18 protein-coding genes are annotated in these 21,134 nt (G+C 59.6%); 6 read left to right on the top strand and 12 right to left on the bottom strand.

Features of this window, described 5'->3' with window-relative positions; genetic code table 11:
• Positions 1-32 precede the first annotated feature (32 nt).
• On the top strand, positions 33-482 hold the full coding sequence (locus tag ACYQ1A_RS20810) for a hypothetical protein (RefSeq protein WP_499365637.1): 450 nt from the start codon (positions 33-35) through the stop codon (positions 480-482).
• 108 nt (positions 483-590) lie between these two features.
• Here ACYQ1A_RS20810 and ACYQ1A_RS20805 read toward each other — a convergent pair whose 3' ends face one another.
• The 9 genes from ACYQ1A_RS20805 to ACYQ1A_RS20765 all read right to left on the bottom strand — a co-directional run bounded on the left by ACYQ1A_RS20805 (position 591) and on the right by ACYQ1A_RS20765 (position 8,956).
• On the bottom strand, positions 591-854 hold the full coding sequence (locus ACYQ1A_RS20805) for a hypothetical protein (RefSeq protein WP_499365636.1): 264 nt from the start codon (positions 852-854) through the stop codon (positions 591-593).
• Positions 855-1,023: 169 nt separating this feature from the next.
• On the bottom strand, positions 1,024-1,911 hold the full coding sequence (locus tag ACYQ1A_RS20800) for a DMT family transporter (protein WP_499365632.1): 888 nt from the start codon (positions 1,909-1,911) through the stop codon (positions 1,024-1,026).
• 62 nt (positions 1,912-1,973) lie between these two features.
• Positions 1,974-2,702: an ABC transporter ATP-binding protein gene (locus tag ACYQ1A_RS20795; protein WP_499365628.1), complete on the bottom strand. Its 729-nt coding sequence runs from the start codon at positions 2,700-2,702 to the stop codon at positions 1,974-1,976.
• Entirely contained in the window at positions 2,699-3,547 is an 849-nt protein-coding gene (locus ACYQ1A_RS20790; protein WP_499365624.1) for an ABC transporter ATP-binding protein, read from the bottom strand. The genes ACYQ1A_RS20795 and ACYQ1A_RS20790 overlap by 4 nt, the downstream gene beginning before the upstream one ends.
• Entirely contained in the window at positions 3,544-4,821 is a 1,278-nt protein-coding gene (gene livM / locus ACYQ1A_RS20785; RefSeq protein WP_499365621.1) for a high-affinity branched-chain amino acid ABC transporter permease LivM, read from the bottom strand. The genes ACYQ1A_RS20790 and livM overlap by 4 nt, the downstream gene beginning before the upstream one ends.
• Positions 4,821-5,735 (bottom strand): branched-chain amino acid ABC transporter permease, encoded by a 915-nt coding sequence (locus tag ACYQ1A_RS20780; protein WP_062223617.1) that lies wholly within the window; start codon positions 5,733-5,735, stop codon positions 4,821-4,823. The genes livM and ACYQ1A_RS20780 overlap by 1 nt, the downstream gene beginning before the upstream one ends.
• A 78-nt stretch (positions 5,736-5,813) precedes the next feature.
• Positions 5,814-6,899, bottom strand: a complete 1,086-nt coding sequence (locus tag ACYQ1A_RS20775) for a branched-chain amino acid ABC transporter substrate-binding protein (protein ID WP_499365614.1) — start codon at positions 6,897-6,899, stop codon at positions 5,814-5,816.
• A 341-nt stretch (positions 6,900-7,240) separates the two neighbouring features.
• On the bottom strand, positions 7,241-7,738 hold the full coding sequence (locus tag ACYQ1A_RS20770; RefSeq protein ID WP_499365610.1) for an Lrp/AsnC ligand binding domain-containing protein: 498 nt from the start codon (positions 7,736-7,738) through the stop codon (positions 7,241-7,243).
• Between the two features lie 282 nt (positions 7,739-8,020).
• Positions 8,021-8,956 (bottom strand): DMT family transporter, encoded by a 936-nt coding sequence (locus ACYQ1A_RS20765; protein ID WP_499365606.1) that lies wholly within the window; start codon positions 8,954-8,956, stop codon positions 8,021-8,023.
• 457 nt (positions 8,957-9,413) lie between these two features.
• On the opposite strand from ACYQ1A_RS20765, the gene ACYQ1A_RS20760 reads away from it, so the two are divergent.
• Both ACYQ1A_RS20760 and ACYQ1A_RS20755 read left to right on the top strand, forming a co-directional pair.
• Positions 9,414-11,978 (top strand): diguanylate cyclase, encoded by a 2,565-nt coding sequence (locus ACYQ1A_RS20760; protein ID WP_499365604.1) that lies wholly within the window; start codon positions 9,414-9,416, stop codon positions 11,976-11,978.
• A 238-nt stretch (positions 11,979-12,216) separates the two neighbouring features.
• Complete coding sequence (locus ACYQ1A_RS20755; RefSeq protein ID WP_062223608.1) at positions 12,217-12,522, top strand: hypothetical protein; 306 nt, start codon at positions 12,217-12,219, stop codon at positions 12,520-12,522.
• Positions 12,523-12,616: 94 nt separating this feature from the next.
• Here the strand turns inward: ACYQ1A_RS20755 and efeB are convergent, their stop codons facing one another.
• The 3 genes from efeB to efeU all read right to left on the bottom strand — a co-directional run bounded on the left by efeB (position 12,617) and on the right by efeU (position 16,194).
• The gene (gene efeB, locus ACYQ1A_RS20750; RefSeq protein WP_499365598.1) at positions 12,617-13,927 is read right to left on the bottom strand and encodes an iron uptake transporter deferrochelatase/peroxidase subunit; all 1,311 of its coding nucleotides are present in this window, start codon (positions 13,925-13,927) and stop codon (positions 12,617-12,619) included.
• A 145-nt stretch (positions 13,928-14,072) separates the two neighbouring features.
• Positions 14,073-15,263: an iron uptake system protein EfeO gene (gene efeO, locus ACYQ1A_RS20745; RefSeq protein ID WP_499365595.1), complete on the bottom strand. Its 1,191-nt coding sequence runs from the start codon at positions 15,261-15,263 to the stop codon at positions 14,073-14,075.
• 97 nt (positions 15,264-15,360) lie between these two features.
• Positions 15,361-16,194 carry an iron uptake transporter permease EfeU gene (efeU, locus tag ACYQ1A_RS20740; RefSeq protein WP_499365593.1) on the bottom strand — a complete coding sequence of 278 codons (834 nt, stop codon included), beginning with the start codon at positions 16,192-16,194 and terminating at the stop codon, positions 15,361-15,363.
• Between the two features lie 313 nt (positions 16,195-16,507).
• Here efeU and ACYQ1A_RS20735 point away from each other — a divergent pair, with 313 nt between their 5' ends.
• The 3 genes from ACYQ1A_RS20735 (at position 16,508) to ACYQ1A_RS20725 (ending at position 20,543) form a co-directional block, all read left to right on the top strand.
• Positions 16,508-17,701, top strand: coding sequence for a GAF domain-containing sensor histidine kinase (locus ACYQ1A_RS20735; protein ID WP_499365589.1), 1,194 nt, complete (start codon positions 16,508-16,510; stop codon positions 17,699-17,701).
• A gap of 117 nt (positions 17,702-17,818) precedes the next feature.
• A complete protein-coding gene (locus ACYQ1A_RS20730; protein WP_499365587.1) occupies positions 17,819-18,124 on the top strand; it encodes an STAS domain-containing protein in 306 nt (101 codons plus the stop codon).
• Between the two features lie 244 nt (positions 18,125-18,368).
• Positions 18,369-20,543 (top strand): TonB-dependent receptor, encoded by a 2,175-nt coding sequence (locus tag ACYQ1A_RS20725; RefSeq protein ID WP_499365584.1) that lies wholly within the window; start codon positions 18,369-18,371, stop codon positions 20,541-20,543.
• Positions 20,544-21,134: the final 591 nt, after the last annotated feature.

The following is a 21,134-nucleotide window of genomic DNA, read 5'->3' as shown; positions in this document are numbered from 1 at the left end:
TGAATCTCAGCGCGTAAGCGAAGGAAAGCTCCATGTCCGCCCCCAGCACCCAGGCACCCGTCGGCCGTATCGATCGGGTCCCGTCCACATCCAGCCACAAATGGCGGGTGGTGGTGCTGTTATGTTGTTGCGCGGTGGCGGCGTGCTCGGCCATGCGCGGCGATGCCAATCTTTCTGCTTCTGCCGCCCCGGTGATCGCGGGTGCAGCGTCTTTGCTCAGCGTGTATGCGGCTTCCAGCCGTGTGGATGCGGGCGGCTCCCTCTGGTTTCAGGCGCAAAACGGCAACCGTCCCACCGATCAGGTGATCTGGATGGTCAATGGCATACAGGGTGGTAATGCAGAAGTGGGCCAGATATCGGCCAGCGGCGTATACCGTGCGCCCGCCCATGTTGCGGGCGCCTTGCCGGTGACCATCCAGGCGGCGCTGAAAGACAGCCCGCTGGTGACCTCCACCGCCCCACTCACCGTCTTCGGTATCTAATCCAGAACACTGTCATAGGATGGGACGCGGCGGTCCCGTCTAGACCCCAAAAAGTGGCCCATCAGGATCCACCGCAGTTGGGTAGGATGCGATACCTTCTACCGCCACTCACTCATCCTTTTTCGCCAGCTCAAACAATCCCTGGTAGTGGCTGCGCACCTGGCTTAGCACGTGGTGCAGGCCACTGCATGCGCTGAGCAGTGCCATATCTACCGGCTGCTGTTGCGCCTCGGCCAGCGCCAGCGCGGCCTGGATGCTGTCGAGCATGCCGTTGGCTTCGGCCAGCAGTTTGGCGCCCGCATCATAGTGACTGAGCAGATAGTCGAGTTCTTCGCTAGAGGACGGAATGGGGATCAGATCAGGCGTTTGCATTGTTATGATTTTCCGCAGCTAAGGTGAGTGGCGTCCTGAAGCCGGACACAGCATAAAAGTCAGCGTCACGGCACTCAAGCACCGATTTTGCTGGCTGTGACAAGCAACACCACAGACCCGGTTAAACGCGGAGGGTTCCCGCGGCACGCGCCGCGCCAGATCCGGCGCGCTAAGCGCCACGCCGGGCTGGCTGCGCGCGCGATGCAATCACAATGGCGGCAATCACGCACACCAGCGCCACGCCATGCACCGGCAGCAGTTTTTCTTGCAGAAAGATCACCGCATACGCCACTGCCGCCACCGGCAACGCCGCCGTAAACACGCCCGCCGATTGGGCCGGCACGTGGCGTATGCCCTTCATCCATAACCAGAACGACAACACGCTGGCGGCCAGGCCATACCAGCCCACCTGTAACCAGGTGGCGGGATCAACGCTGTGCAAATCAAAGTGCCACAGCGCGTATAGCCCCAGCGGCAACATCAGACCGAGGCCGATCAAATGGGTATAGGCGCAGATTTCGATTGCGGGCAGGGTTTGCGTCAGACGGCGGCTCAAGATCACATAAATCGATTCGCAGCACACCGCCGCCGCCACCAGCGCATTGCCCAGCAACGAGGTTTCGGCCCCGCCTGCCGCGCGCGTGGTGTTGATGATCAGCATGCCCGCCATGGCCAGCGCCACCGCCAGAATCGCTCGCGGGCCAGGCCGTTCTTTCAGCAGCGGCCACGACAACAAAATCACCACCGCCGGGATGGTACTGGTGATTACCCCCGCCGCCAGCGCGCTGGTATGCGACACGCCGTACAGCATGAACAGCGTAAACAGAAAGGTGCCGAACAGCGCCTGCAAAAACAGCGCCAGCCATTCGCTGCGACGCACTGCGCGCATGCGCGCCGGTTTGTACACCGGCAGCAGCACGCCTACACCAATCACAAAGCGCAGCAGCGCAAACAGCATCACCGGCACTGCCACCACAATCGATTTGCCCAGCCCGACATTCGTCCCCACCAACGCCATCGAGGCCAATAAAAACAGCACATATCGATTGAATTTCATGATCAGTTCTTGCGCAGAGTCAACAAAAACGGGGGCCGTAGCCCCCGTCGAATAGACAGCCATCAAGCGTGGCTGATTTCAGCGCCACCTTCGAGGTAAGCAGCGCGCACTTCCGGACTGGCCAGTAATTCTTTGCCGGTGCCCGTCAGCACAATGCCGCCATGCTGCAGCACGTATCCGCGATGCGCAACCTTGAGCGCATGGTGCGCGTTCTGTTCCACCAGCAAGATGGTCATGCCTTCCTGGTTCAGCGCCTCGATGGTGCGGAAGATCAGCTTGATATACAGCGGGGCCAGGCCCAGCGATGGCTCATCCAGCAGCAACAAGGTCGGCCGTCCCATCAGCGCGCGGCCGATGGCCAGCATTTGCTGCTCGCCGCCCGACAGCGTGCCCGCACGTTGCGCCTGGCGCGCTTCCAGCACCGGAAACAGCTCGAACACGCGTTTGATATCGCCATCAAAGTGTTCCGGTCTGGCAAAGGTCGCGCCCATCTGCAGGTTTTCCAGCACCGTCATGCGCGGAAAAATGCGTCGCCCTTCCGGCACCAGCGCAATGCCCTGACGCGAAATATCGTGCGTGGCCATCCGGGTGATATCGCGGCCCTGATAGCTGATGCTGCCTTGCGACGCGCGCGGCTGGCCAAACAGCGTCATCATCAGCGTGGATTTACCCGCGCCGTTAGCGCCGATCAACGTGACGATCTCGCCTTCTTCCACGTGGATATCCACGCCGCGCAAGGCATGGATGGCGCCGTAATGCGCGTGCACGCCCGCAAAAGTAAGCATGCTCATGCGGCAGCCTCCTCGGTGTCTTTGTCTTCTTCGCCCAGATAGGCCTTGATCACATTGGGATCTTGCTGAATGTGCTGCGGCGATCCTTCGGCGATTTTGTGGCCAAAGTTAAGCACGCAAATATGATCGGACACGCGCATCACCACGCTCATATCGTGTTCGATCAGCAAGATGCCCTTGCCGTGTTCACGCGACAGATACAGCAGCAGCTCGTTCAGCTCGGCCGATTCGCGCGGATTCAAGCCAGCGGCCGGTTCATCCAGGCACAGCAACAGCGGGTCGACACACAAGGCGCGTGCAATTTCGATACGCCGTTGCGTGCCATAAGACAGATTGCCGGTGACGGTATCGGCGCGGTCCAGCAAGTTAAGCCGCGTTAACCAGGTGCGCGCTTTTTCCAGGGCGGCTTCACGCGCCTGGCGATAATCCTTGAGCCCGAACAAGCCAGCCAGCGAAAAGCGTGACGCGTGTTGCAAAGCGTTGTGCTGCGCCACCATCAGGTTTTCCAGCACCGTCATATTGGGAAACAGCCGGATGTTCTGGAAGGTGCGCACCACACCCGCTTTGCGCGCCACGTGGTACGACGGCATCTGGTTCAGCAGCAGCGGGCCGTGCTGCGGATGATGCATGCGCACGCTGCCTTCGGTGGGTTTGTAAAAGCCGGTCAGACAGTTAAAAAACGTGGTCTTGCCGGCGCCGTTGGGCCCGATGATCGACGTGACTTTGCCTGCGGGCACGTGCAGCGACAGATTGTCGAGCGCGGTCAGGCCGCCAAAGCGCATGGTCAGGTTTTCGACTTCCAGCAGCAAGGGGCTGGCCGGGTCGTGCGGATTCAAGGCGCTCATGCGGCAGCTCCCAAGCGTAAGGTCGGTTCACGTTTGGCGATAATGCCGCCCGGGCGCCACACCATAATCAGAATCATGGCGGCGCCAAACAAAAACATGCGGTATTCCGAGAAATCACGGCCCAGTTCCGGCAACACCACCAGCAGCAAGGCGGCGATGACCACGCCCAACTGGCTACCCATGCCGCCCAGCACCACGATGGCGAGGATGGTGGCTGATTCTGAGAACACAAAACTCTCGGGCGAAATAAAGCCCTGGCGTGCGGCAAAAAACACCCCGGCAAAGCCGCCCAGCATCGCGCCGATGGCAAAGGCCGACAGCTTGATATTGGTCACATTAATGCCCATGGCCTTACATGCCAGCTCGTCCTCGCGCACCGCTTCCCACGCCAGACCCACCGGCAGCTTGCGCAAGCGCGAAACAAACAGGTTGGTCAGCAGCGCCAGCGCCAGGATCAGGTAATACAAAAACGTCACCCGATGGTCCGGCGAATATTCCAGATGGAAAAAGCTGGCAAAGGTGGCGCCATCGTCGCTATCGGGTTTGAACGGCAAGCCAAAGAAGGTGGGGCGCGGAATCGAATTAACGCCATTGGGGCCACCGGAAAACTCGGTCCAGTTAAGCAGAATCAGCCGGATGATTTCGCCAAAGCCCAGCGTCACGATGGCCAGATAATCACCGCGCAAACGCAGCGTGGGCCAGCCCAGCAACAGACCAAAGCTGGCGGCCAGCAAACCCGCCACCGGCAGCGTCTGCCAGAAACCCCAGCCAAAATGCGTCGACAGCAAGCCATAGCTATAAGCCCCGACCGCATAGAACGCCACGTAGCCCAGATCCAGCAAACCCGCCAGGCCGACCACCACATTCAGGCCCCAGCCCAACATCACGTAGATCAGCACCGTGGTGGCGGTGTCGATCACGTAACGGTTGCCCGAGAACGCAATCGGCAGCATCACCGCCAGGCCGAGCGCGGCAAAACCAATCCAGGTGAGCCACGGCCGCGCTTTGGCCACGGCGGGTCTGGCTTGTTCGCGCCGCTTTTTGCGCAAACTGAAAATATCAATCAGCCACTGAAAAAACAGCCGCCCCACAAACACCACGCCCACAAAACCGGCCAGCAACGGCCAGCGCGTAATCACCGCCAGCGCGCCGCCCACATCGGCAGTGGCCAGGCCCAGCATCGGCACGCCCAGCACCAGCGCGATCAAGGCGGCGCCAACGCCATCCTTCAGCCGCTGTGCCGCGCCTTTGGGTTGAGTAATCAAGAGACCCATCAGACTTTCTCCACTTCGGGACGGCCCAGCAGGCCGCTGGGGCAGAACATCAGCACCAGAATCAGGATGACAAAGGTGGCGACGTCTTTATATTCAGGCGACAGATAGGCGCTCCAGAACGATTCGATCATGCCGATGATCAAGCCGCCCAACATCGCGCCCGGCAAAGAACCGATGCCACCGAGCACCGCTGCGGTAAACGCCTTGATGCCGGCTACAAAGCCAATCGAGAAATCGACCACGCCGTAATACACAGTCACCATCACGCCGGCCACCGCAGCCAGCGCCGCGCCCAGCATAAAGGTCAGCGAAATGGTGCGATCGACATTGATACCCAGCAGCGCGGTCATGGTGCGGTCTTGCTCGCAAGCGCGTTGCTGGCGGCCAAACGAAGTGCGCGTAATCAGCGCGGTAAAGCCCACCAGCAGCGCCACCGTCACCAGCACGATCAGGATTTGCGTATAGGCCAGATGCACGGTGTAACCATCGGCGGTAAATAGTTCCAGCGAACCCGGCAGCAGCGTCGGCACCGGTTTGACGCGCGCGCCTTGCGTAATCTGCACCATGTTCTGCAAGAAAATGGACATGCCGATGGCCGAAATCAGCGGGGCCAGTCGGGTGGAATTGCGCAGCGGCCGGTAGGCGGTGCGTTCCACGGTCCAGCCATACACCGAGGTCAGCGCAATCACAATCACCAGCACCAACACCAGCATCAGCGGCACCGAGCTGATGCCCAGCGCGGACAACAAGGTAATAAACGTGACCGCCATAATGGCGCTCACCATATAAACATCGCCATGGGCGAAATTGATCATGCCGATGATGCCGTACACCATCGTATAGCCCAGCGCGATCAAGCCGTAGACTGCGCCCAGCGTCAGCCCGTTGATCAGCTGTTGGATAAATTGGCCCATTCGGGTCACTCCAGTAAGACGTTAAACACGCGATAAAAAAACGGGGCGGGCCGCCATGGCCCTGCCCCGCTCATGCGCTTACTTCAGCACGTCGTACTGGTTGCCTTTCCATCGGTAAACCACAAAGCCCGGCGACTTCAGATCGCCCTTGGCGTCAAACGACAGCTTGCCAACTACGGTATTGAAAGTGCCACCGGCCAGCGCTTTTTGCAGATCGGTGTACTTGACGGTCTTGGCTTGCGTGGCGGCTTGCTGGAACAACTGGAATGCCGCGTAGGCATACAGCACGTAGCCATCCGGCTCGACCTTGGCGTCGCGGAAGCGCTTGACCACATCGGCGGCTTCCGGGTTTTTGCGCGAATCCGGCGCAAAGGTAAACATCACGGCATCGGCATTGCCACCCGAAGCGCCCACGATTTCGTTGTTGGACAGCGTATCGCCACCCAGCACCTGCAGCTTCAGGCCCGCTTGCTGCGCCTGGCGCAAGATCAGCGCCACTTCGGTGTGATAGCCGCCGTAGGCCATCACTTCAACGCCAGCGGCTTTCAGCTTGGACACCAGACCGGAATAGTCTTTCTCGCCCGCAGTAATCGATTCGCGCAGCACCGGCTTCTTGCTGCCCATGCCTTCGGCGATCTCATCGGCCAGGCCCTTGCCGTAGGCGCTCTTGTCATCCACCACCGCAATCTTCTTGTTGGCGAACTTGCTGGCGAGGAATTTGCCGCCGATTTCGCCTTGCTGGTCATCACGGCCCATGATGCGGAAGATGTTCTTCAGGCCGCGCTCGGTCACCTTGGGGTTGGTGGACACGGTGGCCATCGGGATTTGCGCTTCGTTGTAGATTTCCGAAGCCGGGATGGTGGAGCTGCTACACCAGTGGCCGTGCATGAATACGATGTGCTTGTTGACCATGGCATTGGCTACCGAAACGGCTTGTTTCGGATCGCACGCGTCATCGCCAATTTCCAGCTTCAGTTTCTGGCCCAGCACGCCGCCTTTGGCGTTGATATCCGCAATCGCCATTTCGGCGCCTTTGCGGATTTGCTCACCGGCGGAGGCATATTCGCCGGTCATCGGGCCTGCAATTGCAACTTCATAATCGGCAAAGGCCGATGCGCTCATCAGGGTTAACAGGCTGGCCGCTACAGGCAGCAGTTTCTTCATTGCGGTTTTCACTTTGCCGATCTCCATTTTTTGTTACGCGGTTTAATTACGATCAAGTTTGCAAGGCAAGGACAGATCTGAATGCGCACGGATATTCTCGTCAAAAATCCACGCGTATTCGGGCCCGAAGGGCGCACCGACGCCGCCGCGCGTTAGCACAGCCAAAGCCGGTCCACCCGCCTGATCATGGCGGCAGCCATCATCAGGACAACTTTTTTATTGGCGCTTTGCGGGCAATGCCAATAAATCCGGTTTATCAGAATCAGTTAATAAACCGGTCTATGCAGATTTTGTGTTTAAACGCTGTTCTATATGGCTGGTGTAACTGTGCACGCGACTTTTTATTCGGCGGCTTTATCCGTGCCATTGTTTTGCAGATGGCTCAAGGACAAAGACGCCGATTCTTTGACTTCTTCCATCACGGTATAACTGTGGGTCACCCGGATACCGGGGATATTGCTAAGTACCTTGCCGAGGAATGAGCGATAAGACGCCATATCCGGTACGCGTATCTTTAACAGGTAGTCAAAGCCGCCGGCCACCATAAAGCACTCCTGGATCTCAGGAATGCCTTGTACTGCGTCTCTGAAGGCTTCAAAGACGCTTTCAGAAGTCCGTTCCAACGACACTTCAATAAAAACCAGCAAGCCCAGCCCGACCTTGTCGGCCGAGAGCAGTGCGTTGTAATGCTTGATCACACCGGCTTGTTCCAGCGAGCGCACCCGTTCCAGACAGGGGGTGGTGCTCAGGCCAACATGTTTGGCCAGGGCCACATTGGTCATGCGGCCGTTCTGTTGCAGGGCCTCAAGAATTGCCAGGTCTATCTGATCCAGTTTCATGCGTACGCCTTGCCGTGAATAAAGGTCTGACCACGTGGTCAAACCGGCCCTGGTGTTCACTGCACATCTGGCCGCCGGAACATTTGATCGTCCCGCAGAACGGCGCTGAACCATGCACACTTTCTGTCAAACAACCTTAACCCAGGACAATATTCTGTGATGTAAGTGTTTTCCAGCATAAGTCATCAGCTATGCCGAGCGCCTTCATGCAAGAACGATGCCAGCCAGCAAACACGGGGGTTTGCCGCGCTTTTCTGGCGTGGCAAACGGGCAGCAACAGCTTTACGACGCGGTAACAGGAGTGTGGCGCGCATGCACCAGGGATGATCCGAGCACCCCCGCCAGCAGCAAGACCATGGCGAGGACTTCTAAGGGATGCGGCCAACGGGCCTCATAGATAAAGCCGTACAGCAAGGCAAACACGGTCTCGAACACAATCAGCTGGCCACCCAGGGTGATCGGCAAACGGCGGGTGGCCGCGTTCCACAAGCTGGTGCCCACCACGGAAGGAAAGATCGCCACCAAAGTCATCAGTAGCAGAAAGTACGCCCAGTTTCGGGGCACGGTATGCGCCACACTGGGCCAGCACAGCAGGCCCAGCGCCACCAGCGCCGCCAGCGCGCCGGTCATGACCCCGGTTAACACCGACCAGTCGTGGCTACTCCACTGCGGATTGCGCATCAGATAACGCGCGTTGCCCAGCGCGTAGGCACTCCAGCTGAACAAGGCCACTGCAGCGGCCAGCAAACCCAGCAGCTTTTGCCACAACGTGCCCGCCGCATCGCCGCTGCCCGCCAGCACATCCGCCCCGGTACACAGCACACCCAGCACGATGGCGAGCAAAGGCCAGAGCAAGCGGCGCAAGGGGATCTCGCCGTGGCCCAATGAGCCCACCACCGCCACCACCACCGGCAACATCCCCACCACCAGCGAGGTGGGCGCGATGCCGATCAATTGCACGCCCGCCGCCAGGCTAACGTAATACACCAGGTTGCCCAATACGCTGAGCCACAGCAGCGCACGATAATCGGCGCCGGTCAGCCGCCGCAGATAGCTGCGCGCGCGCGGCAGCACCAGCAGCAGCGACACCATGCCATACAGCACGTAGCGTCCAGCCATCTGTTCCAGTGGCGTAAAGCCGGGCAGCAGTTGCGGCACCAGAAATACCATGCCCCATACCGCGCCCGTGAGCGCCCCCAATCCGATGCCTTGCCACATGCCAGCTACCACGATTTAGTCGAATGGCGATGTTGCCAGCAAGGCCGCGCTACATGATGTCAGGGACATCCCTGGCTGCGCCCGACGCTGAGAACCGATTGGTCAGCGCCAACAAGTGTGCCGTTCACGCGACACCTGCTACCGCCTGTAGGCTGCGCGCTGGCGTTGAAGCAGGCCGCCGATGCGCTGGATGGCGCATAAACGCTAGCTTGCCTGGCTGGCCGTCGATTGATACAGAACAATACGTTGCGGCGGTTTTGCGTTTGCAGCATTCAGTAGTTGCTGGTTTCTGTGAATGAGTGAAAATAGCCGCCATTCAGTAGCACTTTCTGTTGCTGCCCCCAAAGTAGTACTGCCGAATGCCGCCGCGCATTCCGTTAACGACAACATCAGGAGTAGTCCCATCAAGTCCGGTCCGCTTGTTGTCATTGCCTTGCGCCTGGGTGTGTAAGCCACCATGAAACTGTATGCGCCCCGCGCACAAGTTCTGGCGTTACGTGCCGAGACGCTCGCTGCCAAAGAGCCCGCCCCGGCGGCGCTGCTGGAGCTGGCCTGGCACGTCCGGCAAGAAGAGCCACAACTGGCGTTGCGGCTGCTTACCCAGCTGGAGCACGTCCTGCACCAGGCCTACGATCCGGCGCAGTCGAACCAGCACGCCCGCATCGCGCTGATCCGCGCCGAACTGGCATGGCTGACCGCAGACTTTGCCGAAGCCGAATATCAATTAACCGTTGCGGCCGCGGGCTTTGTGGCGGCCGAAGACGAAGAAGGCCAGGGCGACACCTGGCTGCTGACCTCACGCCTGGCGCATGACCAGTCGCAATTTGAACGGCGCGAACACGCGTTAGCGCAAGCACAGCGTTATTACCAGCGCGCGCGCGAACCGTATCGGGTACTGGCCTGCGAAGTGTGGCAGGCGGTGGACCAGTGCTTTAGCGGCAATGCCGTGGCGCTGGCCTGTGCCAGCCAGGCGGCATGGCAACATTATCCAGACGACCCCGGCCTGAGCGGCCTGCTCTATTACGCTCGCGCGCAATTTCATTTTTTGTCCGGCGATTATGTCGAAGCGCATCTAGCGTTTGAAGAAGGTGAGCGCGAGCTGCAAAACGCCGGCTTGATGCGCATGATGATCAGCTGCGTGGTTAACGCGGGCGGCAGCATGGGCAATCTGGGCGACTTTGAAACCCAGGCCTTGTGCGTTGAACGCGCCCTCACCCATTCGCGGCCTCGCGGCTGGCCGCAAGCCATGGGCGGCTGTCTATATAGTCTGGGCGACGTCTATAGCGCGCTCGGCCGCTTTGATGCCGCACGCGCCGCGATGCTGGAAGCGCGGCAATGGCTGATGCCGTTGAACCGCACGCGTATCTTTGTAGCGGTGGTGACCTTTCTGGCGGAAGTAACGCTGCGCCTTGATCTGCCGCAGGAAGCACGCGCCGAATTCGAAGAAGCACAGCAAGCCGCCGAAGAAAGCAATCAACCCGAAATGCTCGGCCGCATCCGCGTGGGCCTGGCCTGTTGTCTATCGGCGCTGGGCCAGGGCGATACCGCGCTGGCCATGGCGTTTGAAGTGGTGGCGGCCAGCGAAGGCGTAGACCACATCACCAATCAGCTGGCGCGTATGGCCGTGGCGCGCATCCTGGTACAAAACCCGCAATTGCCCGGCCCGGCTGCGATGTCCGCGCCCACGCCTGCACTGCATTATCTGGATGAGCTCTGGCAAACCCAATGCCATGTGCCGCAATGGTCGCCAGAAGATGATTTGCTGCAGATTTACGCACAAGCGTGGGAACAAGCGGGCAATGTGGTCGAATCGTTGCGGTATGAACGCATGCGCATTGCCGCGCTGAACGAAGAAAACACACGCCGCGCCACGCGCCAGATTGCCGCCACCTCCGCCCGCCATGAAGCCGAAAGCGCGCGCATCGAAGCCGAACATCAGCGCCAGTTGCTGGCAACCGAACGCAAGCGTCTGGGCATACTGGAAAGTCTGGGCCGCATTGGCCAGGAAATTACCGCCACACTCGATCCGCAAGATATTTTCGATACGCTGGCACGCCATGCCGGCGCCATGCTTGATGTAGCGGGCCTGCGCGTCTGGTTGCTGCAGGGCGATACGCTGGTGCCAACCTACACGCTGGAAGACGGGGTGGCAGTGCTGGGGCGCGATGTGCCGCTGGATGACCCCTCCGCCAACAGCGCGCGTGCTGCGCGTGAAGGCCACGAAATCCTGGTCGAGACCGAACCCGGCCAGGTCAGCGCCACGCATATCCCCGGCACGCGCCATATGTATTGCAGTCTGTTCGGTCCCTTGATGGTGGGCACGCGTTTGCTTGGCGTGTTGTCTATCCAGTCAGCGCGGCCGCATGCCTATGGCGAACTGGAACGGCTGGTTTTTCGCAATATCGCCGCCTACAGCGCCATCGCGCTGGGCAATGCGCTTAACTACCGCATGCTGAGCGCGTCGCATCACAAGCTGGTCGAGGCGCAGGCCGAACTGGAACGCCACGCCAGCCTCGACGCGCTGACCGGCCTGCACAACCGCCGCCATCTGATGCTGACGGCAGCCGAACAGATCGAACATGCGCGCCACGCCAGCCAGTCGCTGGCGGTGCTGATGGTGGATATCGACCACTTCAAGCCGATTAACGATACCTACGGCCACGCCGCGGGCGACGAAGCCTTGCGGGTGACGGCCGATGTGTTGCGCAGCTGTGTGCGGCCCGGCGATATCGTGGCGCGCTTTGGTGGTGAAGAAATTGTGGTGCTGCTGCCCGACACGTCCGCCGCCCTGGCGCGCAATGTGGCCGAACGGGTGCGTGTTGCCATCGCCGCCAATACCGTTGAATTTGAACGTGCCCGCTTCAATCTGACCGTGAGCATCGGCGTGGCCACCTGGCAAGCCTATGAGAGCCGGATCGACGATGCGCTGCGCCGCGCGGACCAGGCGCTGTATCACGCCAAGGCGCACGGCCGCAATGTGGTGAAGATGGATCTGATCGCCGCCACCGAAATCGATCATTAAACCCGCCCTACGCCGCTTCGCGCTTGCGACTGACAGCTTGCGCATAGCGAGCGGTGCACTCTATGCGTTATGCGGCGCGGTTTAACGCTGCGATCTTTGCGGCGGGCGGCGCAGGACTGGCCTAACCCCGTAAACGTCCTGGTTGAGCCCGTCAGGCAAGCGCCGCACAATCGTTGTGCAGATCGGCTATATGGCCAGGCGAATATCGACACGCCACTGCGACTACGGGAAAAAAAGCATGAGCCGCGAAATCGACCATATTCATGAAGTGTTGCGCAAACTCAAACGCGAAGCGGCGGAAGTCGTCAGCGCGTGGTATGACCCGGGCTCGACGCAATATGAACTGGAACTGGCAGAACTGTTGATTGCCAACAATCTCAACCAGCTTCTGGCCATGCGCGTGGTGGCCCTCGACGTTGCGCGCACGCATCAACACCAGATGGCCGCCACCACCAATGGCACGGCACGGATGGGCTTGTCGCGCACCATCGCGGCGGCCGAAGCGCTGGATCGCGATCTGGAACTGGTGCTGGCCCGCGTCTGAGCCCGAGCACCCTTCCCCCGCTTTACATCACAAAAAAAGGGCGCGGATCTGATCCACGCCCTTTTTGTTAGGCACGCGCTGGCGTCGGCCAAGCTCAGGCGGTCAACAAGCCCTGACCGAGGAAATCACCATCCTTGCTCACGCCTGGCAGCGCAAAGAAGTAACCGCCGCCGATAGGCTTGATGTATTCCTCCAGCGGCTCGCCGTTCAGGCGCGTTTGCACGGTGACAAAGCCCTTCATCAAATCTGCTTGATACGCCACAAACAGCAGACCCATATCAAACTGCCCCGATTTGGTAATGCCGCGCGAATAGTTATAACCGCGCCGCAGAATCAGGTTCTCTTTGGTCGCATCGGTGCGCGGGTTGGCTAACCGGATATGCGCATCCATCGGGATTTTTTTGCCATGCGGATCATCGGCAAAGTTGGGTATGTCGTGCTCATTGCGGTGGCCCAGCGGCGCACCATTGGCCTTGTCGCGGCCGATGATCTGTTCTTGCTCGCGCAGCGGCGTGCGATCCCATTGCTCGACCAGATTACGCACCACCCGCACCACCTGATAGCTGCCGCCCACTGTCCACGACGGCTCGGCGGATTGATCGCTAACCCAGACCAACTGATTCATCAGCTGATCATTCTGCGCGTCGATATTGGCCGAGCCATCTTTAAAGCCGAGCAGGTTGCGCACGGTTTCGGTACCCATTTTGCGCAAGGTATGCGGCGGCAAAAACCCGTCCATCTTCCAACGCACCGCCAGCAAGGCCGGGGTGTGCTTCACGATATCGCGCAACGCGTGGATATTGGTTTCGGCCGTATTGGAGCAGATCTGCAGCAGCAAATCGCCATGACACATATCAGCATCGAGCTGGTCATTGGGGAACTGCGGCATATCGACCAGATGCTTGGGCTTGTGTTCGGCCAGGCCAAAGCGCTGATCAAAAATCGAGGCACCCAGCGACACCGTCATGGTCAGATTGTCGGGATAAATGTTCGGGCCGAGCACGCCGCTGTCCATCGGCGGCATGCGCGGATCATCTTCCGGCGCGCGGCCCCCTTTGGTCAGAAAATCGGCACGCGCCGTGATCAGGCGCAATAGACGTTCGAGGCCGGCCTTGTCTTTGGCCAGCACGTCAAAGGCCACCACCAGCGCCGCCGCCGGTTGTGCGGTGACGATGCCCGCTTGATGGTTACCAAAGAACGGCTGCCGCTCTGCGGTGGTATCCGGCCACTTGGGCTGCACGTTGGCGCCGACCGTGGTGGCCACCAGGGCGCCCAGGGCCGCAGCGCCCCCACCCGCGCCCAGACCCAGCAACAAGCGGCGGCGCGAAACATTGGTGGGGGCATCCGCCGCCGCCGGTGCAGCGGTGGCAATCTGCGGATCTTGCGACTCTGGACGTTTTTCCATGATGCGAACTTCTTTCTATCAAATGTTAAAAATTACCGCTTTTTGCCGGGTGCCAGATGCGACAACGCCCGGTGCAAAGCACCGGGCATAGCAGGTCGGTAGCGGCGCGGCCACAGCCCCGCCTTTACGCGCCCGCCTTAGCGCATCAATCCATACCCAGCGTGCCGCGCAGCTTGGACAGATCTTCTGCCAGCGCGGTGATCGGGCCCTTGAGCGCGTTACGATCGGCTTCGGTCACTTTTTCGTAGCTGACGTAGCCATCACCCTTCTTGTATTTGGCCAGCAGATCGTCCACTTCCTTGAAGTTGGCATCGATCTTGGGCGACAACGTGGCGTCGGCCTTGTCCACCAGCGGACGCAGCAGGTCATACACCTTTTTGGCGCCGTCGACGTTGGCCTGGAAGTCCCACAGATCGGTATGGCTGTAACGATCTTCTTCGCCACTGATCTTGGTCTTGGCTACTTCTTCAATCAGCTCAGCCGCGCCACCCACCAGTTTCTTGGGCGGGAAAGCCAGCGTGTCGACGCGCTTTTTCAGTTCTTGCGTATCAGCAGCCAGCTTGTCGGCCAGCTCATCCAGCCCCTTGGTCGACTTCTCAGTAAACAGCGCGTACTCAAGGCGGTGGAAGCCGGTGAAGGTCGGATCTTTTTCTTTGTCTTTGAAGTCGTCAGCACGCGCATCCATCGACTTGTCCAGATCGCTGAACAGCTCAGCGATCGGCTCGATGCGCTCGTAATGCTGGCGGGTCGGCGCGTACAGCGCTTGCGCTTCTTTCAGCTTGCCCGCCTTGATGGCGGCGGTGAATTTGGCGGTGGCATCCACCAGCGCGCTGACTTCGCCCGCAACATAGGTTTTGTAATCGGTCAGCGGCTGGTTCAGCGCATCCAGCGACGGGCCGGCCGCAGCCGGTTGGGCGCCGTTGGCGGTGACGGTCAGCTTGCCTTTGGGGTTGCTCAACAGACCGCAGGTGATGTCGTAATCACCGGCTTGCAGATCTGCGCTCAGGCTCTGGGTAAAGCCCGGTGCAATGTTCTCGCGCTCTTCCACCACGATCACGCCCTTGAGGATTTCCCACTCCACGGCGCGCGAGCTCTTGTTCACAATCTTGAACGTGCTCTTGCCTGCGGGAACGCTCAGCGCATTGCTCTCGCAACCTTCGTCCTTGATGACGACGGTGTATTCGCCCGGCTTGCCAGCCGGAGCAGCAGCGGCGGTCGAAGCAGCAGGCGCAGAAGCAGCGGTATCAGCAGCAGGTGCGGACGGCTTTTCGCATGCGGTGAGCGCGGCCAGCAGGGCCAGCGCCAACGACGGTTTGAGTGTGGAGCGGACGTTCATTTGGGGTGATTTCCTCAGGGATCGCTTTCTTGTTTTTCAAAAAACAGCAGGTTTTTGCACAGCGTATTTATTCGGTAAATCCGGGAAGAACGGGCGCTCAGGCGGTAACTGCCGGGTTGGTCACCGGCTTTTTATTGCTGGCCAGAAACAGATACAGCGCAGGCACCAGGAACAACACCCAAGCCAGCAGCTCGCCCACGGTCGGGGCGTCCTGATAGCCAAACATACCGCCCAGAATCACGCCCAGCGGGCTATCTGAAGGCAGTGTGTGCTGCAGATTAAAAGCAATGCCTTGCAGGCCATTCCACAGCCCGGCTTCGTGGAAAGCCTTGACCGCACCGGCCAGCAAGCCGGCCGCCACAAAGACGATAAAAATGCCGGTCCAGCGAAAGAATTTGCGCAAATCGAGACGAACACCGCCCTGGTAAATCGCAAAACCCAGGGCCGTGGCCACCAGCAAGCCAAGTACGGCACCGATCGGGGCAGCAATGCCCACGTCCTGCTGGAACGCCGCCATCAAAAAGAACACTGATTCAAGACCTTCGCGCGCCACGGCAAAGAACACCATGCCGATCAAGGCCCAGGCCTGGCCCTTGCCTTTATTGAGCGCGTGATCAATCGAATCATGCAGATGCGCCTTGATGGAACGGGCCGCCTGCTTCATCCAGAACACCATCGAGGTCAGGATAATGACCGCAATCAGCGCGACGATGCCTTCAAACAATTCCTGCTGCTTTTGCGGAAATTGGCCTTCAGCGGCATTGATGCCCAGGCCCAAACCCAGACACAGCACCAGCGCGATGCCAACGCCCGCCCACACCAGCGGCATATAGCTGCCACGGCCGGACTGTTTCAGGTAACTGGCAATGATGCCGACGATGAGCGCGGCTTCCATGCCTTCGCGCAGCATGATCAAAAAAGGTACGAGCATTCTGATAAGCGGGAATTTTGATAGTCGACGCGGAATATTAAGCCTGCCGCCGGCTTAATGCAAACGATTCGCATTTGGAAGTGTAGAAAATACGATTTTCTGTAACATTCACATGTTAAGCATGCGCTGGCATGACGCGTGCGCGCGACAGCGGCCCGCGGTTTCGTTACATCCAGGCATAAAAAACGTTTTGCGATCAAGTCATTGGGTGCGGGGCCGGCTACGCAGTGATACAGTTTCACTGCGGCCACAAGCCCACCCCTGTTACACCTCGCACGCGTCCCCGCGCGGCAAAATAAGGCAGCGCCAAGCAATGCATGATCCGATCGCCGATGACGTCGCCGCCATCCAGTCCATCGAAGCCGTCCCCACTATCCTGCAAGTCATCGCCCAGACCACGGGCATGCGTTTTGCCTGCGTCGCGCGCGTCACGCAGGACCGCTGGACCGTGTGTGCAGTACACGATGCAATCTCGTTTGGCCTGACTCCGGGCGATGAATTACAAGTGGCCACCACCTTGTGCAGCGTGGTGCGCGATACCCAGGCCGGCGTGGTTATCGATCATGTCAGCGAGGACTCGCATTTCCGCGATCATCCCTGCCCGGCCATGTATGGATTCGAAAGTTATATTTCGATTCCGCTGTATCGGCGCGATGGCGAATACTTTGGCACGCTGTGCGCGCTCGACCCCTTGCCCGCCCAGGTTTCCGACAGCGCCACCGTCAACACTTTCAATCTGTTCTCGCAACTGATCTCGACGCAGCTGCAAACCGAAGACGAATTACGGGCCAGCCGCGCCGCCCTGCTCAACGCGCAAGAGACGGCCGAATTGCGCGAACAATTTATCGCCGTCCTTGGCCACGATCTGCGTACCCCGCTGGCTTCGATCCTGATGGGGGCGGACGTCTTGCTGAAGCGGCCGTTTGACGAATCCACCGCCGCCATCCTGCTGCGGATACGCAAAAGCGGCGCCCGCATCTCGGCGCTGGTCGACGACGTACTGGATTTTGCGCGTGGCCGCATGGGCGGCGGCATCGTGCTGACGCGGCGCTGGACCGATACGCTGGGTGCCGACTTACGCCAGGTCGCGGCCGAACTACAAAGCAGTTTTGAGCAGCGTACGATCCAGACGCACATCCAGATCGAAACACAGGTGTTCTGCGACCCGACCCGGATTTGCCAACTGCTGGCCAATCTGATGACCAACGCGCTGGTGCACGGCGCACCAGCGATGCCGGTGCGAGTGGAAGCCCGGGTCTTGCACGATTGCTTGAGTATCAGTGTCAGCAACGGCGGTAGCCCGATCCCGGCGCAGACCTTGCCTCATCTGTTCAAGCCGTACTGGCGCGGCGCCTCGACTGCACCCGAGACCGGGCTTGGGCTGGGGCTGTATATCGTTAATGAAATCGCCCGCTCACATGGCGGCCAGCTGGAGGTGATTTCGGATGCGGAACAAACGCGCTTTACTTTCACCCTGCCGCTCACGCCGCAACGTTTGCTGCATTAAGCGCGCCTAACTTTACAAGTTGTAGGACAAACCCCGGTGCAAAGCCGGGTCGCCCTCAGTTACGGTGCTGCAGGGCGTGGCTTACTCTGGCGCCTGCACTCGGGAGATTTACTTATCATGGCAGTACAAACTTTTGTGGAAGGTTCAACCGGCCGGGTTCTGCTGACTGGCGCTTATGATTTCAGCATGCAGGCAGACTTGCGCGCTGCCGTCGATACGGTGAACGGCAACCAGGCGCTTGATCAGATCCTGCTGGATTTTGGCGGCGTGGATTACGTCGACAGCACGGGCCTGGGCATCTTGCTGCTGATCAAGGAAAAAGCATCCAGCGCGCACAAGGCGCTGACCTTGGTGAATTGCTCGGCGAGCGTAAAAGCCACACTCGACATCGCTTGCTTTGGCCGGATTTTTGAAATTCAGTAAATCCTGATCTGCTTGCTGCAATGCGTCATAGGGCCACGTTCGTGGCCCTTTTGTTTGCCTGCCTATGCGCCGATTGGCGAAATCCCTGGGTCCATTATTTTGTAAGCAATCTTCCCTAAACAGCTAATAGGAATTATTCTTATTAGCAATTGAAGCGCTGTGCCCGCTTTTAGCTCTAACCGCCCTCTTTTCTGACTCACAAGGTCAGCTTGAGGGCACTTTTGTATGCAGGATAAAGATAACGATGAAAAAACGTACGCCAATCGCGATGGCCGTCGCCATCTGCTGCCAGATGTCGCTTGCCCACGCTGCCGACACCGCAACCCCCGAGGCCCTGGAGGCTGTCGTGGTCACGGCCAGTGCCGATGCCTCCAAAGACGGTCTGCAACCGGCCTATGCCGGTGGCCAGGTTGCCAAGGGCGGCCGTGCCGGTATCCTCGGCAGCAAGAACAATATGGATACGCCGTTTGCCATCACCGCCTATACCAACGAGCTGATCCAGGAACAACAAGCTCATGGCGTTGGCGACGTGCTGGAGAACGCACCGGGTGTACGGGTTGCCCGTGGCTTCGGCAATTTCCAGGAATCGTATTTCATCCGCGGCTTTATCCTGAGCTCCGACGATATCGCCTACAACGGCCTGTACAGTCTGCTGCCACGCCAATACATCGCGACCGAACTGTTTGAACGCGTTGAAGTACTGCAAGGCGCCACCGGCTTCTTGACCGGCGCAGCGCCCAATGGCGGTGGCATTGGTGGCTCGATTAACCTGCTGCCCAAGCGTGCGCCCAATACCGACCTGAACGAAGTCACCGTGGGCGTAGCCAGCGGCGGCGCCGGCACGGTTAGCGCCGATATCGCGCGCCGCTTTGGCCCGGACAAGAGCATCGGTTTGCGTGTCAACGCCGGCTACACCGGTGGCGGCACCAGCATCGATGATGAAAAAGCCGCTACCGCCGTGATGTCGGTGGGCCTGGACTGGCGTGGTGAAAACGCGCGGATCTCCGCCGACGTGGGCCAGCAAAGCAACCGCCTGAAAGAAACGCGTCCGAGTGTCACGCTCGGCGCTGGCGTGACCGTCATGCCGTCCGCACCGGATGCCAGCAAGAACTTTGCGCAACCGTGGAGCTACTCCAACGAGCGCGATACCTTCGGCACCTTGCGCGGCGAATACGACTTTACCGACAACATCACCGGCTGGGCCGCTTATGGCGCACGCCGCAGCCACGAAGCCAATTCGCTGGCCAATATGACGGTCACCGACAATGCGGGCGATGGCACGGTCTATCGCTTTGATAACACGCGTGACGATCGCGTTGATACCGCCGAAACCGGCCTGCGCGGCAAGTTCAAAACCGGCTCGATTGGCCATGAATGGGTGGTCGCTGGCAGCTTCTTCCAGTTGAAGAAAGACAACGCTTATGCGATGGATTACTCCAACACCCTGAACACCAGCATCTATACGCCGACGTCGTATGCTGATCCAGCCATCTCCAGCAGCGCCTTCCTTGGCAATACGCTGGATACGCCGCTCACCACCGGCATCGTGCGTCTGACCAGTGTGGCTGCGGGCGATACCGTATCGCTGCTGGACAACCAGGTGCTGGTCACTGCCGGTGCGCGTTATCAGCACTTCGACATCACCAATTACGCCTACAACACGCAAGCCGCTGATCCGGCCTATATCAAGAGCCGTGTCAGCCCGGCCGTGGCCATTGTGTACAAGCCGATCAAACAGGTTTCGCTGTACGCCAACTACATCGAAGGTCTGGCGCAGGGCGATACCGCGCCCAGCACCGCCACCAACCGTGGCGAAATGCTGTCGCCGTTCGTGTCCAAGCAAAAGGAAATCGGCGTCAAATATGACGGCGGCCGTCTGGGCGCTGGCCTGGCGCTGTTCAGCACCACCAAGCCGCGTTCGATTCTGAACAGCGACTCCTATTTCAGCTCGTCGGGCGAAGATCGCCACGAAGGCGCCGAACTGACCGTATATGGCGTGGCCATGCCGGGCCTGCGCGTGCTGGGCGGCGTGACCTGGCTGGATGCGCGTCAGAAAAATACCGGCTCCGATACCACTGAAGACAAGCGTGTAATTGGTGTGCCCACAACGCAAGCCAATATGGGCGTCGATTGGGACATCAAACAGATCGCCGGCCTGTCGGCTAACGCGCGCGTGATCTATACCGGCTCCGCCTATGCCAATGATCTGAACACCCTGGAAGTACCGAGCTGGACGCGCCTGGACCTGGGCGTGGCTTATGCCACCGAGTGGAGTGGTCGTCCGGTTACACTGCGCGCTCGTCTGGATAACGTGTTCAATCGTTCCTATTGGGCTTCGGTGGGCGGCTATCCCGGCTACGGCTACCTGACTGTGGGCGCACCCCGTACCGCATCGGTCAGCGCAACCGTCGACTTCTGATTTTTTCTTGCTGTTGTTCGTTTGAAAAGCGCTTTTAGCAGAGCGATTAAGGCCCACTGAAAAGTGGGCCTTTTTTTATGCCGACTGCGTTGGGATAGAAGGTTTGATGAACCGACGATGGCTATGGCTGGCGCAGGACGCGAGCAGGCGCTCGGGTTTTTGCATGGAGTGGACCACGGAGCGGTGACCCGCCTCAGGAGCAAGCGCAACCGTTCCGGGGCCTTGTCACCTACCTCGGTAGCTAAGCGCGTGGCGGCTTGGGCGTGAAGGTGTGACAGGGCTCCAGAGAGGCCTCAATTACATCAAGTTGTGGCTTGCGCTTGCTCTTGAAATTGAGGGCGCGGCAACCGTAGGGAAATTTGGGATCGTAAGTGATGTGGTAATGCGCGCATCGCGTGCAATCAGGCACGGCCACATTAGCGGGAATACGACTCATGGATGCGCCCTCCTTCGCGCCCTGTTCGGCATGCGCGGCGCGTTACAGGCGTCGGTGTTAGCCGGAATAGACAAGCCCACCTTCGCGGCCGGACTGCTTTTATCTTAGAAGGTATGCAGCGGCTGAGTCTGCACAGCTGAATGACCAGTGTGAGT

The sequence above is a fragment of the Silvimonas sp. JCM 19000 genome, from assembly GCF_054652575.1.
This window is presented reverse-complemented; position numbering and strand designations above follow the sequence as displayed.

What these genes read in the sequence shown, in the direction of transcription:
- ACYQ1A_RS20760 (WP_499365604.1), top strand. Translation starts at nt 9,414, where the DNA reads ATGAAACTGTATGCGCCCCGCGCACAAGTTCTGGCGTTACGTGCCGAG.
- ACYQ1A_RS20735 (WP_499365589.1), top strand. Translation starts at nt 16,508, where the DNA reads ATGCATGATCCGATCGCCGATGACGTCGCCGCCATCCAGTCCATCGAA.
- ACYQ1A_RS20770 (WP_499365610.1), bottom strand. Translation starts at nt 7,738, where the DNA reads ATGAAACTGGATCAGATAGACCTGGCAATTCTTGAGGCCCTGCAACAG.
- ACYQ1A_RS20795 (WP_499365628.1), bottom strand. Translation starts at nt 2,702, where the DNA reads ATGAGCATGCTTACTTTTGCGGGCGTGCACGCGCATTACGGCGCCATC.
- ACYQ1A_RS20805 (WP_499365636.1), bottom strand. Translation starts at nt 854, where the DNA reads ATGCAAACGCCTGATCTGATCCCCATTCCGTCCTCTAGCGAAGAACTC.
- efeB (WP_499365598.1), bottom strand. Translation starts at nt 13,927, where the DNA reads ATGGAAAAACGTCCAGAGTCGCAAGATCCGCAGATTGCCACCGCTGCA.
- efeU (WP_499365593.1), bottom strand. Translation starts at nt 16,194, where the DNA reads ATGCTCGTACCTTTTTTGATCATGCTGCGCGAAGGCATGGAAGCCGCG.
- ACYQ1A_RS20730 (WP_499365587.1), top strand. Translation starts at nt 17,819, where the DNA reads ATGGCAGTACAAACTTTTGTGGAAGGTTCAACCGGCCGGGTTCTGCTG.
- ACYQ1A_RS20725 (WP_499365584.1), top strand. Translation starts at nt 18,369, where the DNA reads ATGAAAAAACGTACGCCAATCGCGATGGCCGTCGCCATCTGCTGCCAG.
- ACYQ1A_RS20810 (WP_499365637.1), top strand. Translation starts at nt 33, where the DNA reads ATGTCCGCCCCCAGCACCCAGGCACCCGTCGGCCGTATCGATCGGGTC.
- ACYQ1A_RS20790 (WP_499365624.1), bottom strand. Translation starts at nt 3,547, where the DNA reads ATGAGCGCCTTGAATCCGCACGACCCGGCCAGCCCCTTGCTGCTGGAA.
- ACYQ1A_RS20780 (WP_062223617.1), bottom strand. Translation starts at nt 5,735, where the DNA reads ATGGGCCAATTTATCCAACAGCTGATCAACGGGCTGACGCTGGGCGCA.
- ACYQ1A_RS20800 (WP_499365632.1), bottom strand. Translation starts at nt 1,911, where the DNA reads ATGAAATTCAATCGATATGTGCTGTTTTTATTGGCCTCGATGGCGTTG.
- livM (WP_499365621.1), bottom strand. Translation starts at nt 4,821, where the DNA reads ATGGGTCTCTTGATTACTCAACCCAAAGGCGCGGCACAGCGGCTGAAG.
- ACYQ1A_RS20765 (WP_499365606.1), bottom strand. Translation starts at nt 8,956, where the DNA reads ATGTGGCAAGGCATCGGATTGGGGGCGCTCACGGGCGCGGTATGGGGC.
- ACYQ1A_RS20755 (WP_062223608.1), top strand. Translation starts at nt 12,217, where the DNA reads ATGAGCCGCGAAATCGACCATATTCATGAAGTGTTGCGCAAACTCAAA.
- efeO (WP_499365595.1), bottom strand. Translation starts at nt 15,263, where the DNA reads ATGAACGTCCGCTCCACACTCAAACCGTCGTTGGCGCTGGCCCTGCTG.
- ACYQ1A_RS20775 (WP_499365614.1), bottom strand. Translation starts at nt 6,899, where the DNA reads ATGAAGAAACTGCTGCCTGTAGCGGCCAGCCTGTTAACCCTGATGAGC.